Here is a 12,907-nt window from a genome sequence, read left to right on the forward strand (position 1 = left end):
GGAGGACATCCCATGCCAGCAACACAACGACAACCTGGCCTTGCTCCATCCCTGCTGCTGCTCACCGCCATCGCCTTCGCCATCGTCTACGGCATCGTGGTAGCGGGCCTTCCCACCGAGCTGGTACTGATTACCCTAGGTGCCGCCGCCACCCTGTTCAGCCTTCTTCATGGCGGAACCTGGGAAGGGGTCATGGACATCATGGGCGCCAAGGTCAAAACCGCCCTGTCCGCCCTGCTGGTGCTCTACAGCATCGGCATTATCATCGGCAGCTGGATGATCTCGGGCACCATTCCCTACTTCATCTACCATGGCCTGGAGCTGATCGACCCTCGCTACCTCTACGTCATGGCATTTCTTGGCACCGCCATCGTCTCCACCTTCACCGGCACCTCCTGGGGGTCCGCCGGCACCCTCGGCGTGGCCATCATGGGCATCGCTGCAGCCATGGACATCAACCTGGCGATCACCGCCGGCGCCGTGCTCTCCGGCGCCTACTTCGGCGACAAGCTGTCACCGCTGTCGGACACCACCATCATGGCCTCCATGGTGGTGGGCGAGGACCTCTATCGCCATATTCGCAACCTGATGTACACCTCACTCCCCGCCGCCCTGGTGGCGGCGGTGGTCTACCTGATGCTGGGGCTCAACATGGAGCTGGGCGCGGGTATGCCGGCCGCCATCGCTGCCAGTGCCAATACCCTTGACGGCCTCTATCGCCTCAACCCGCTGCTGCTGCTGCCGGTGGCCATCGTGCTCTACGGATCGATTCGCAAGAAACCCACCCTGGTGGTGCTGTTTCTGGCTTCGGCCTGCGCCGCCCTGCTGGCCGTGGTCGTTCAGGGCGCGAGCCTTGAGGCGGTCGCTCAGGCAGCAGTGTCCGGCTTCAACGTCAGTCTGCTGACCAGCTTCAACCCGGGCCTTGACGTTTCCACCCTGCCAGCGGCACTGGCGAGTCTGCTAAATCGCGGCGGCCTCTACAGCATGCACGGTGCGGTGCTGTTCGCTCTGTGTGCCTTCTTCTTTGCCTCAGCCCTTGAGGCCTCCGGCATCCTCAAAGTGGTGCTTGACCGCAGTCTGGCCTACGTGCGCTCGGCACGTGGCACGATCCTGGCGTCACTGGCTGCCAGCTGCACCATCATTCTGGCCACCGGCAACAGCTACGTGACCTTCTTCCTTACCCGAGAACTGTTCGCCGAGCAGTACCAAAAACGCCGCCTGCACCCGCTGGTACTGTCACGCAGCATGGAGGATGGCGGCATGATTCCCGAGCCACTGGCCCCCTGGACCGTCTCTGCCATCTACATGGCCGGCACCTTGGGCGTCGCCACCCTGGATTACGCACCCTGGGCTCTGTTCAACTACCTGGGCATTGTGTTCTCGATCCTGCTGGCGATGATCGGCCCCTGGACGGGCTGGTACGGCGTCCGCCGACTCGCCGCCACCGAGTCCGCCCCATGCGAGCCAGCTGCGTCCACGCGGGAGGCTCCTCGGCCAACCCAGTGACAGCTAAGCACAAGGCCCCCGACGAAGGCATCGTCGGGGGCCTTGAATCAACCGCGTGTGATCTGCCTTAGGCGTGCTGCTTAGCGTGCCGACCCTCGCCGATTTCCTCCACCAGCTTATGGCAGAAGATGTCCAGATCATCGGGCTTGCGGCTGGTCACCAGGCCATTGTCGACCACCACCTGTTGATCCACCCATTCGGCGCCAGCATTGCGTAGATCTTGGGCCACACTGGGGTAGGACGTCAGCTTGCGCCCGCTTACCACATCAGCATTGATCAGGATCCAAGGGGCGTGGCAAATCGCGGCAACGGGCTTGCCCGCCTGGAAGAACGCTCGGACAAACGCCAGGGCCGCTTCATCCAGACGCAAGGCGTCGGGGTTGAACAGGCCACCGGGCAGCACCAGTGCGTGATAATCGTGCTCACTGGCGTCTTCCAGGGCCACGTCCACGCCATAGGTATCGCCCCAGTCGCTTTCCGCCCAGGCTCTGATGCCTTTCGCCTCAGGCGAGACCACGTGCACGACGATGCCCTGCTGCTGCAGTTTGGCCTTTGGCACCGCGAGCTCGGATTCCTCGAATCCGTGAGTGGCCAAGATCGCGACTCGTTTGCCTTCCACTTGCTGCGTCATGACATCCTCCTTGTAGAGATAAGTTGGACATTCTCTTAAGCTCTGTCACGCACTTGTACAAGATAGTGATGCAGTCCCCAGACTTCAACCCGTATGCCGTTTCAGCTGCTACCCCTGTCGCGAAGACTCTCCCCAGAACGCGACTCCTGCTCGTGATCAGCCAGCCTTTCCACGACCTGTCGCGCCGCTGGCCACATCACACTGCCATGATCTTCACCGGCAAAGATCATCAGTTCACTCGACAGGGAAACGCAGCGCTGCTGTAGCCGGCGCTGGTAGTCACGCGCTTCATCTACCATGGCTCGCCGAAGGCGCAAGCGATCTCGCTGGGACCCGACATGGCCTTCGCGTGGTGACTGTTCACGCGCACCGACCCCCACCAGCAACGATGTTCCCTCAAGCGCCTCGCACCACTCAGCATCCTGCAGCCGGGCATCCAGCGCTTGGACCAGATAACGCTGACCCCACCACAGCGAGGGGCTGATGGCGAAAAGCCGGCGAAAGCACTCGGGGCAGCGCTGCTGAGCGTAGAGCGCAAACAGCCCTCCCAACGAGTGGCCCAGCAGCGCGCGACGCTCCGGATCCAGCGTCAAGTCCCGCTCGAGCATGGGCAGCAACTGAGCACTCAAGAAGTGAAGAAACTGGTCTGCCCCTCCTTCCTGCACAGATTCCTGCCCCTTCGCTGATGCCCCCTCTTCGCCGGCCTCAGCCGCGTGCGCGGCGATATCCGTTGGCACAGGGGGCGTGAAATCCCAGCGACGTCGCTGGGAATCAAAGCGCTCAGCGCCGGGATAGCCGACACCGACGATGACCAGAGGCAGGGCGCTGCCCTCAGGACCTTTTCGCGTCAGCGTGTCCCGCGCCTCACGCAGCAACGGGAAGCGTGCATTGCCATCCAGCACCACCAGCACGGGGTATCCTTGCGCTGGCCGAGGCGCATCCGGCATCGACACCTCGACCTGATAGGACAGGCCTGTCTGCGCGTCCACCACCACCCGAGACCCATCAAGCTCAGGCATCACGCTGCCGTCATCCATGGCGACAGCGCTGTCGACGAGAGACGCTAACAGTGACACCAGCACCAGCATGCCCAGCGGCCAGCCCGCGATGATCTGCCACGCCCTAGAACGCATAGCGCAAGGTGGCCAGGGCGCTGGCTGGCTGACCCACGAAGTTGAAGGAGCCCTCGCCCCCTGCACGCAGGTAATACTCACGGTCGAACAGGTTGTAGACGTTGAGCTGGCCGCTCAGCTGCGGGGTAAATTCATAGCCAAGCATCGCGTCCACCACTGCATAGCCGGGTGCCTCGACGCCGCTGCTCGAACTGAAGTCGCTCATGGCGGTGATCCCGCCGCCCAGTGACAGGCCATTGAGCATCCCTTGCTGGAAACGATACTGCGACCATAGGTTGACCATGTTCTCGGGCATCAGCAGGAAGATGCCATCATCCCGGGCACTGGATGCCTTTTCGATCTCCGTATCGGTATAGGTATAGCCAAAGATCAGGTCCCACTGGTCGGTGAGACTTCCAGTGACTTCCAGCTCGGCACCGCGAATACGCACTTCACCGGTGTCCACGGAATAGCTGGCACCGGGATCACTCGACGCGGCTGCACGATGGCTGTCTTCGAGCTGGTAGGCGCTGGCGCGAGCATTCAGTCGCCCTCCCAGGTAACTGCCCTTGATACCGACCTCGTACTGATCGCCCTCACGGGGATCGATCAGATCATTGTCCTCGTTGAACGCCGTCTGAGGCTTGAAGACCCGCGAATAGCTGGCATAGAGGGAGTGCTGAGCATCCAGGTCCAGCACAGCCCCTGCATAGGGCGTAAATTCGCTGTCACTGCGAGAGCTTTCGCTATCACTGGTGCGGTCGTCGTATTCGGTGGAAAAATGACTGAAGCGGCCGCCGGCGATCAAGGCCAGAGGGGCGATCGGTCTGACCGTTACCTTGGCGTAGGCACCGGTCTCTTCCAGCTCGCTGCGGGTGTCGGTAAGACTGAAGCCGGACAGGCCAGCCTGGGCACTGTCCAGGACATTGACGTAGGCCAGATCATTGAGCTGACCGACGCTGAGACTGCTTCCAAGCCCGCGAGCCCGCCCCTGGCGATTGTCCTGGTCGTAGTCCTTATGGTCGAGCCCGACCACAAATTCGTTGTCATTGCCAAAAGCGTCAAACGCCTGGGTGTAGCTGGCGTCCAGTGACAGCGACGTCTCGTCGGTCTTACCCCCGAAACCGGCAGCATTCAGCCTGCCCTGATCATCCACCGCACCGGCGCCGAAGGCATAGTTGTAGTCCGCATCTCGGTCGGAGTAGCGGGCCGCAACGCGACCGTAGCCATCGTTGGAAAAGCGGTGTGTCAGCTCTGCCAGTACATCCGTGGACTCACTGTCAAAGTCGTTCCAGTCAGCCCCATAGAAGGCGCTACGACGGGTATACAGAAGATCCCCATCGGCATCGGTCGGCTGGCCGTTGTTGACCGTGATGTCCTTGGCATTATGAATGATGCCAAGGGAGAGCTCGGTGGCATCGGTCAGGTCGATATCTACCGCTGCGTAAAGGTCATCCTGCCGGTTATCGTTGTCGTCGACCCACTGTGCGTTCTCCGTGGAGCGTGCCACAAACCGCCCTCTTACCCGGCCGGCCTCATCGATGGGCCCCGCCACATCCACTCCCAGCGCACCATCGTCCAGCGTGCCCAGGCTGCCGAACACCTCAGCCTGGAAGGTCTCGGTCGGACGCTTGCGCACCAGGTTGACGATGCCGCCCAGTTCGCTGGTGCTGTTGAACAGCCCCGACGGCCCGCGCATGATCTCGACCCGGTCGAACGCGGTCAGGCTCGGCACTGACCCGAGGATACTGCTCATGGGCGCAGGCAGCCCATCAATGCTGTAGGCATCGTACTCATAGCCTCTGGCAAAGATGGAGGAACGACCATAATCGTTGCTGAGTACCCGCACCCCCGGCGTGCGTGCCGCCAACTGATCCAAGGTCACAAACCCCTGGTCCTCGATGGCATCGTGGGTGACCACGCTGACCGACTGCGGAATATCCCGCAGGGCGGCCGGCACCTTGGTACCCACCGTAGCCGCGTCAACGCTATAGCCCTTGGTCTGCTCACTGGCCAACATGTCGTACAGGCGCACACCGATCACCCGGGTAACGTCCAGCTCCTGATCCTCGATTCCCGGATCATCAACGCCTACCCCCCCAGCCCCCTGGGCCTCTGCTCCCCGACCCTCTGCCCTCTGCTCGGCGATATCCTGCGCCTGGGCAGCGGTGGCCAGCAGCGCCCCCCCCGCTCCGGCAAGCACCCACGCCAACAACATGTTGCCCTTCATGCCACCTCCAAAACTTAATGCGAATCTATTGCATTCAAATCCCTGGAGCGACATTCTGTCACTGACGGCACCCCGATACCTTTGCCCTTTGACCAGCGACCTTTGGCATGACGACAACCTTCACCACAACGCAGCCGAAAGCCCCCCAGGCCGGCTGGATTCATCAGCATGACCTGACGTCACTGGCGGGCGTACTGACCAGCCAGTATCAATGCACCGCGGCCGACCACCATGCCACTGGAGCGCCGCTGCATGGCATCGTGCAACAGCATGAGGTCCAGCGTGGCATGTACCTGCGCCTCAATCGTCTGCGTGACCGCCACGGTGTAACGCCCCGGGCACGGCTGCATCCAGGTCTCAAGATTTCGCTGGTCTGGCGCGGAGAGGCCTGCGTGAGCTTCGACGAGCATAGCTTTACACTCGATGCCAACAAGCGAGCCTGCGGCCTGCTGATAGCGGTCGACGAGCCCACCACTTTCGTCCGCCACGGCCGGCGTGGCGCAGTGGAATTCAGTGCCGTACTGAGCCTGACCTCGGACTGGCTCCAGCGTCGCTTGGGCTCTCCGCTGCCCAGTGTTTGCTGTCACGGCCTCAGGCAGCACCTCGGCCATCTGAGGTGGACACCGTCAAGCGACCTGGTGGCACGCCTGGACAGCGTGAGTCAGACCGCCGACATGACGACGGTCCTTAACCTGGAGCGCGAATCGATCGCCCTTGCCATGGTGTCCGAGGCGTTGGCGCACCAGACGACCCCTGCTGTTTCCCACGGTGGCAAGGCCTGGCAGCAACGCCTGGCCGGCTGGATCGCCAGCGGCGAGTCGCTGCACCTGTCGCCCGCCGACATGGCAAGCCGATTGGGGATGAGTCTGCGACAACTGCAGCGGCGTTATCACCGGGAATATGGGCTGCCGTTGAGTGCCGGACTGCGACAGCAGCACTTGCTGCGCGCCCGGGCGGCGCTGCAAGACGAGAACGTCAGCGTCGATACCGCGGCCAGTATCGCCGGCTACCGGCACGCCGCCAACTTCGCCACTGCCTTCAAGCAACATTTTGGTGAAGGTCCGGCACAGTGCCGGCGTCACGCTCAGCGCGAACTCAGCACAGACGCCGCCAGCTAAGGCACCGCGTCGGCATTGCCCCCGAGACGCGACAGCGCGACGTTCCAGGAGCAAAAAAAAGGCCACGGCGATCGCCGTGGCCCTGTCGTCAGACGTCACTCCGCTGTGAGTGACAACACACGACGGTCAGAATGCCCAATCTTCGTCTTCGGTGCTCACCGTCTTGCCGATGACATAGGAAGACCCTGAACCAGAGAAGAAGTCATGGTTCTCATCGGAGCCAGGAGACAGCGCGGCCAGAATGGCCGGGCTCACATCGGTCACGCTGGACGGGAACAGTGCCTCGAAGCCAAGGTTCATCAACGCCTTGTTGGCGTTGTAATGCAGGAACTTCTTGACGTCCTCGGTCAGACCAACGTCGTCGTACAGCGCCTCGGTGTACTTCACCTCGTTCTCATAGAGCTCGAACAGCAGCTCAAACGCGTAAGCCTTGATCTCTTCCTGACGCTCCTGCGGCTGCTGGGCCAGCTGACGCTGGAACTTGTAGCCGATGTAATAGCCATGGATAGCCTCATCACGAATGATCAGACGAATCAGGTCAGCGGTGTTGGTCAGCTTGGCACGGCTTGACCAGTACATCGGCAGATAAAAGCCAGAGTAGAACAGGAAGGACTCAAGGAAGGTGCTCGCCACCTTGCGCATGAGCGGGTCCTCGGCGCGGTAACGCTCCAGGATCAACTCGGCCTTCTTCTGCAGGAAGGGGTTCTCTTCACTCCAGCGGTAGGCATCATCCACATCACGGGTCGCGCACAGCGTGGAAAAGATCGAGCTGTAAGAACGCGCGTGTACCGACTCCATGAAGCTGACGTTGGTCAGTACGGCTTCTTCATGAGGCGTTACCGCGTCCTCGATCAGCGCAGGAGCTCCTACCGTGCCCTGGATGGTATCGAGTAGGGTGAGGCCCGTGAAGACACGAATGGTGAGCTGCTGCTCATGTTCCGTCAGGGTATTCCACGACGGGATATCGTTGGACAAGGGGATCTTTTCCGGCAACCAGAAGTTACCGGTCAAACGGTTCCAGACCTCGAGGTCCTTGTCGTCCTGGAGTCTGTTCCAGTTGATCGCGTCGACCCGGCTCAAACGACGGGCAGCAGAGGTAGCGGGCATATCCATGAGAGGGTTCTCGTTCGGTTGGCGCCGGGCTCTGAGCACGGCGCGTCGCTCGATTGAAGCAAAAAACGGCGACCAAGACGGCCTTCAGTCCCTTTGCCCGTGCGAATTCCACAACAGTAGTCTCGCTGGCAAAGGAGCGGCGAAGACAGGTAGGGCTCACGGCATCGTGCCAGAGACTCCTACCCGTGACTTCGCCTTGGCCTGTCTTTCCGCCTACTCCGTGACGGCTTCGCCATCACGGCTCATCATTACAGGGTGCAGGACACGCAACCTTCCACTTCCGTCCCTTCCAGCGCCGCCTGACGCAGACGGATGTAGTAGATCGTCTTGATGCCCTTGCGCCAGGCGTAGATCTGCGCCTTGTTGACGTCGCGGGTGGTCGCCGTGTCGCGGAAGAACAGCGTCAGCGACAGCCCCTGGTCAACGTGCTGCGTGGCGGCAGCATAGGTGTCGATGATCTTCTCAGGACCAAGCTCATAGGCGTCTTGATAGTAGTCCTGATTCTCGTCCGTCAGGTAGGGGGCCGGATAGTACACACGTCCCAACTTACCCTCTTTACGAATCTCCACCTTGGCCGTGACCGGGTGAATACTCGACGTGGAGTTGTTGATGTAGGAAATGGACCCGGTGGGCGGAATCGCCTGCAGATTGCGATTGAACAACCCATGAGCCATCACCGACGCCTTCAGCTCACGCCAATCCTCCTGAGTCGGAATATGGATCCCGCTCTTGTCGAACAGCGCGCGTACCTTGTCGGTCTTCGGCTCCCACGCCTGCTCGGTGTACTTGTCGAAGTACTCGCCGCTGGCATAGCTCGACTTCTCGAAACCGGCAAAGTGACGATTGCGCTCAATGGCGATGCGGTTGGACGCACGAATGGCGTGAAACGCTACGGTGTAGAAGTAGATGTTGGTGAAATCCACCCCTTCTTCGCTGCCGTAGTAGATATGCTCGCGAGCTAGGTAACCGTGCAGGTTCATCTGGCCCAGGCCGATGGCGTGAGACTTGGCATTGCCCTCGGCAATCGACGGCACTGAGCTGATGTTGCTCATCTCGGAAACCGCGGTCAATCCACGGATAGCGGTCTCTACCGTCGCACCGAAGTCAGGAGAGTCCATGGCCTTGGCGATGTTGAGCGAACCAAGGTTGCAGGAAATATCCTCACCGATCTTGCGATAGCCCAGGTCATCGTCGTATTCGGTAGGTGTATTGACCTGCAAGATTTCCGAGCAGAGGTTGGACATGTTGATCCGGCCATCGATCGGGTTGGCACGGTTCACCGTGTCCTCAAACATCAGGTACGGATAGCCAGACTCGAACTGCAGCTCGGCAATGGTCTGAAATAGCTCACGAGCGTTGATCTTCTTCTTGCGAATACGACCGTCAGCGACCATCTCGTCGTACTTCTCGGTCACGCTGATGTCGCCAAAAGGCACACCATAGACGCGCTCGACGTCATAGGGCGAGAACAGATACATGTCCTCGTTACGCTTGGCCAGCTCGAACGTGATATCCGGCATCACGATCCCCAGTGAAAGGGTCTTGATGCGAATCTTCTCGTCGGCGTTCTCGCGCTTGGTGTCGAGGAAGTTCAGGATATCCGGGTGGTGTGCGTTGAGATAGACCGCACCAGCGCCCTGGCGAGCGCCAAGCTGGTTGGCATAGGAGAACGCATCCTCCAGCATCTTCATGATCGGAATGATGCCTGAAGACTGGTTTTCGATACGCTTGATCGGAGCACCGGACTCGCGCACGTTGGAAAGCGAGAAGGCGACACCGCCGCCCCGCTTGGACAGCTGCAGAGCCGAGTTGATGGAGCGTCCGATGGACTCCATGTTGTCCTCGATCCGCAGCAGGAAGCAGGAGACCAACTCGCCCCGCTGCTGCTTGCCGCAGTTGAGGAACGTCGGCGTCGCCGGCTGAAAGCGGCCGTGGATGATCTCATCGACCAGTTGCTTCGCCAACGTCTCGTCGCCACGCGCGAGCGACAGCGCGACCATGCAGACGCGGTCCTCGAAGCGCTCGAGATAGCGTTTGCCATCGAACGTCTTGAGGGTATAGCTGGTGTAGTACTTGAACGCTCCCAGGAAGCTCTGGAACCGGAACTTGACCGCATAGGCCTGATCGAACAACGCGGTAACGAAATCAAAGTCGTACTGATCGAGCACCTGGCGCTCGTAGTAGCCTTGCTCCGTCAGGTAATCGAGCTTTTCCTGCAGCGAGTGAAAGAACACGGTGTTCTGGTTCACGTGCTGCAGGAAGTACTGACGCGCGGCCTCGCGATCCTTGTCGAGCTGCAGACGCCCTTCGGCATCATACAGGTTCAACATCGCATTCAGCGCGTGATAGTCGAGTGTCTTGGCGTTGTGATCGGCAGCGGGTCGCGTTGCCGCATCCTTTTCTAGGCTGAGCGTTTCCAAAATTCTTTCACCCCTGCAAGAACACGATGGACATCCTCATCCGTGCCCATCAGTTCAAACCGATAAAGAAGCGGCACCTGACACTTCTGCGCGATCACTCTCCCGGCCAGGCCAAAGGCTGCGCCGAAATTGGTGTTGCCACCCGCGATCACGCCCCGAATCAGGGACCGATTGTGTGCATCGTTGAGAAACCGAATCACCTGTGGCGGTACCGAGCTCATCGGGTCACCGTCGCCGTAGGTCGGCACAACGAGAATATATGGCTGATCGACACGCAGAGGACCGTCGTCACGACTGAGCGGAATACGCTTGGCAGACAGACCCAGCTTTTCTACAAAGCGTCGTGTATTGCCAGACTTTGTCGAGAAATAGACCAGCTCAGCCAAGACGATTCTCCTGCATCCCTGATGCCTCGGACGTGACGCGGCCATCGCCGCGCACATCCGCTAGATACGAAGAACTTACGTGCGAAGGACGTTATCAGGCGACCAGCGTACTGATCTTGTCCGGGCGAAAGCCGGCCCAATGATCCTCGCCAGCGACGACGACGGGCACCTGGCGGTAGCCCAGCTCCTGGACTCGCTGCATGGCATCGGCGTCTTGGGTCAGATCGACCACGGTATAGTCGATTCCCTGATTGTCCAGGGCGCGGTAGGTGGCGTTGCACTGGACGCAGGCAGGTTTGCTATAGATCGTGATGGTCATGATAATCGTTACCGTCCGTGACGTGATGATACGCCCATCATAGGGGATGGCGTGGACATGGGCGGTCGGTGGAGTCACGGCACCAGGCCGTACTCCCCGCCTTCGGTAGGGCACTATATATGGTAGAGGGAGATTTTTCCAAGCACAGATATAGTTTTTTTCTGTGTATTCCCTGTGGACAACTTTGGACACCGCTGGAGCCCGCGCCACTGCCCGCTTCCCGTCTTGTCAAGACAGCAATAACAATCTGTTTCAGCGCTAGGAGATCATCCGTCGCTGGTCAGCGCTCATCGGCACACGCTACCAGATAATGTTGGCCTCCCCGGCCGGAGCTACCAGGGAGGCTAATTCCTGCGCAATGATGCTCAGGATGACTTGATGGCGTGGCCGCCAAACTCATTGCGCATGGCAGCGAGCATCTTATCCGCATAGGAGTCGGATTCACGGGAGCGCAGCCGCTCAAGCAGGGACATCGTGATGACGGGGGCACTGACGTCGAGTTCGATGGCCTCGCTCACCGTCCAACGCCCTTCGCCGGAATCAGAGACATAGGGGGCGATGCCGTCAAAGGTCGGGTTCTTGTCGAGGGCATTGGCGGTCAGGTCGAGCAGCCAGGACCGTACGACGCTACCATGACGCCAGATCTCAGCGACTTGATGCAGGTCCAGCCCGAAGGAGGTCTTCTTCTCCATGATGGCGAAGCCTTCCGCAAACGCCTGCATCATGCCGTACTCGATACCATTGTGGACCATCTTGGTGAAGTGGCCTGCCCCGCTGGGCCCTACGTGCCCCCACCCTTTGTCGGCAGCCGGGGCCAGGGTCTCGAACAGCGGCTTGAGCCTCTCGACCACGGCATCATCACCGCCGACCATCATGCTGTAGCCCTCTGCCAGCCCCCACACGCCACCGCTGGTTCCCACATCCACATAGCTCAAGCCATGTTCACGCAGCTCAGCGGCACGTCGCACGCTGTCCTTGTACATGGAGTTGCCACCATCGATGACGATGTCATCAGGGGACAGCAGCGATGTCAGCTCCTTGAGCAGTGCATCAACGGCTTCCCCCGCAGGTACCATCAGCCATACGATACGCGGGGAAGGAAGTTGCTCGACCGCCTCTGCCAGAGTCTGTGCTGGCTCAACTCCTCGCTGCTGTGCGCTGGAGAGTGCCTCAGCGCCAGGGTCTGTACCAATGACACGATGACCGCCGCGAACCAGACGTTCTGCCATGTTGGCGCCCATGCGCCCAAGGCCAATCATTGCAAGATCCATGTATGCTCCTCTAAATGAATGGTGACGTCAGTATCGTCGCGGTGCTCACGATATCTGTCGGTTCAGATGGTGCCAATGCACAGCCGCCTTATGCGGCCTTCAACGTACGGCTGCAGAGAGCCAACGCCCGCCTTCCGCTACGCCAAGCTTCGGCTAGACGGAAAAGGCGGACGTCATAAAAGAAGCCCAGCCATCTCTAGATAGCCGGGCCTCTTTTGAATAAATGCCTGATCTCGCATGTAGGTGAGCCACCCTTGCGCTCTTTACAACGGCTGCAGCGAAGCTGCAAGAAGTGGCGAGGGCCACGAGCCCGCCCTTGAGAAGGACCAGGCCGGTCCACGCCGAGGGAGCCATCGACCCGCACTCGTCTATGGAAACGCTTGACCTTGTGGAAAATCCCGAGATCCGCAGAGGTACTAGCAACCAGGCAGCTTGCCTCTCGCATGGGGGTGAGCCACCCTGGAGCTCTTTACAACGGCTGCAGCGAAGCTGCAAGGGGTGGCGAACGCCACGAGCCCGCCCTTGAGAAGAGCCAGGCCGGACCGCGCCGAGGCGGTTATCGGCGCGGCCCCACACATAAAAAGCGGGGTCGACCCATGCATGCGAAAAACCCCGACCATCTCTCGATAATCGGGGTTCTTCTGAATAAATGCCTGACGATGACCTACTCTCGCATGGGGAGACCCCACACTACCATCGGCGCTGAGCGGTTTCACTTCTGAGTTCGGCAAGGGATCAGGTGGTTCCCACTCGCTATGGTCGTCAGGCGAAAAAAGGCAATGTATATCAATGCTGGCAAAG

The 12,907-nt window shown here is 60.3% G+C and carries 10 protein-coding genes and 1 rRNA gene; 2 read left to right on the forward strand and 9 right to left on the reverse strand.

From position 1 onward, the window contains the following. Positions 1–12 precede the first annotated feature (12 nt). Positions 13–1,506 carry a Na+/H+ antiporter NhaC gene (nhaC, locus tag KUV41_RS01805; protein ID WP_222483880.1) on the forward strand — a complete coding sequence of 498 codons (1,494 nt, stop codon included), beginning with the start codon at positions 13–15 and terminating at the stop codon, positions 1,504–1,506. A gap of 67 nt (positions 1,507–1,573) precedes the next feature. On the opposite strand, the gene KUV41_RS01810 is transcribed toward nhaC, so the two are convergent. The 3 genes from KUV41_RS01810 to KUV41_RS01820 form a co-directional block, all read right to left on the reverse strand. Continuing rightward, a complete protein-coding gene (locus tag KUV41_RS01810; protein ID WP_222164148.1) occupies positions 1,574–2,137 on the reverse strand; it encodes a type 1 glutamine amidotransferase domain-containing protein in 564 nt (187 codons plus the stop codon). A 101-nt stretch (positions 2,138–2,238) separates the two neighbouring features. After that, positions 2,239–3,270 carry an alpha/beta hydrolase gene (locus KUV41_RS01815; RefSeq protein WP_222483881.1) on the reverse strand — a complete coding sequence of 344 codons (1,032 nt, stop codon included), beginning with the start codon at positions 3,268–3,270 and terminating at the stop codon, positions 2,239–2,241. Beyond that, positions 3,260–5,479 carry a TonB-dependent siderophore receptor gene (locus KUV41_RS01820; RefSeq protein ID WP_261395882.1) on the reverse strand — a complete coding sequence of 740 codons (2,220 nt, stop codon included), beginning with the start codon at positions 5,477–5,479 and terminating at the stop codon, positions 3,260–3,262. The genes KUV41_RS01815 and KUV41_RS01820 overlap by 11 nt, the downstream gene beginning before the upstream one ends. Positions 5,480–5,586: 107 nt before the next feature. On the opposite strand from KUV41_RS01820, the gene KUV41_RS01825 reads away from it, so the two are divergent. Beyond that, positions 5,587–6,597, forward strand: a complete 1,011-nt coding sequence (locus tag KUV41_RS01825; protein WP_222483882.1) for a helix-turn-helix transcriptional regulator — start codon at positions 5,587–5,589, stop codon at positions 6,595–6,597. A gap of 126 nt (positions 6,598–6,723) precedes the next feature. Here the strand turns inward: KUV41_RS01825 and nrdF are convergent, their stop codons facing one another. The 6 genes from nrdF to rrf form a co-directional block, all read right to left on the reverse strand. Further along, entirely contained in the window at positions 6,724–7,704 is a 981-nt protein-coding gene (gene nrdF, locus KUV41_RS01830; protein WP_206944255.1) for a class 1b ribonucleoside-diphosphate reductase subunit beta, read from the reverse strand. 254 nt (positions 7,705–7,958) lie between these two features. After that, positions 7,959–10,130 carry a class 1b ribonucleoside-diphosphate reductase subunit alpha gene (nrdE, locus tag KUV41_RS01835; protein ID WP_206944230.1) on the reverse strand — a complete coding sequence of 724 codons (2,172 nt, stop codon included), beginning with the start codon at positions 10,128–10,130 and terminating at the stop codon, positions 7,959–7,961. Next, positions 10,112–10,516 carry a class Ib ribonucleoside-diphosphate reductase assembly flavoprotein NrdI gene (nrdI, locus tag KUV41_RS01840; protein ID WP_224908929.1) on the reverse strand — a complete coding sequence of 135 codons (405 nt, stop codon included), beginning with the start codon at positions 10,514–10,516 and terminating at the stop codon, positions 10,112–10,114. The genes nrdE and nrdI overlap by 19 nt, the downstream gene beginning before the upstream one ends. 94 nt (positions 10,517–10,610) lie before the next feature. Next, positions 10,611–10,835, reverse strand: coding sequence for a glutaredoxin-like protein NrdH (gene nrdH, locus KUV41_RS01845; RefSeq protein ID WP_206944232.1), 225 nt, complete (start codon positions 10,833–10,835; stop codon positions 10,611–10,613). Between the two features lie 365 nt (positions 10,836–11,200). Continuing rightward, entirely contained in the window at positions 11,201–12,106 is a 906-nt protein-coding gene (gene gnd, locus KUV41_RS01850; RefSeq protein WP_222164154.1) for a phosphogluconate dehydrogenase (NAD(+)-dependent, decarboxylating), read from the reverse strand. A gap of 651 nt (positions 12,107–12,757) precedes the next feature. Then, positions 12,758–12,873 (reverse strand): 5S ribosomal RNA (gene rrf / locus KUV41_RS01855). Between the last annotated feature and the right edge of the window lie 34 nt (positions 12,874–12,907).

Source organism: Halomonas sp. DP8Y7-1, from assembly GCF_019801685.1.
Lineage (GTDB): Bacteria > Pseudomonadota > Gammaproteobacteria > Pseudomonadales > Halomonadaceae > Halomonas > Halomonas litopenaei_A.

Bases quoted from the DNA above. Each gene is read 5' to 3' on its own strand.
- nhaC (WP_222483880.1), top strand. From the start codon at position 13: ATGCCAGCAACACAACGACAACCTGGCCTTGCTCCATCCCTGCTGCTG.
- KUV41_RS01810 (WP_222164148.1), bottom strand. From the start codon at position 2,137: ATGACGCAGCAAGTGGAAGGCAAACGAGTCGCGATCTTGGCCACTCAC.
- KUV41_RS01815 (WP_222483881.1), bottom strand. From the start codon at position 3,270: ATGCGTTCTAGGGCGTGGCAGATCATCGCGGGCTGGCCGCTGGGCATG.
- KUV41_RS01820 (WP_261395882.1), bottom strand. From the start codon at position 5,479: ATGAAGGGCAACATGTTGTTGGCGTGGGTGCTTGCCGGAGCGGGGGGG.
- KUV41_RS01825 (WP_222483882.1), top strand. From the start codon at position 5,587: ATGACGACAACCTTCACCACAACGCAGCCGAAAGCCCCCCAGGCCGGC.
- nrdF (WP_206944255.1), bottom strand. From the start codon at position 7,704: ATGCCCGCTACCTCTGCTGCCCGTCGTTTGAGCCGGGTCGACGCGATC.
- nrdH (WP_206944232.1), bottom strand. From the start codon at position 10,835: ATGACCATCACGATCTATAGCAAACCTGCCTGCGTCCAGTGCAACGCC.
- gnd (WP_222164154.1), bottom strand. From the start codon at position 12,106: ATGGATCTTGCAATGATTGGCCTTGGGCGCATGGGCGCCAACATGGCA.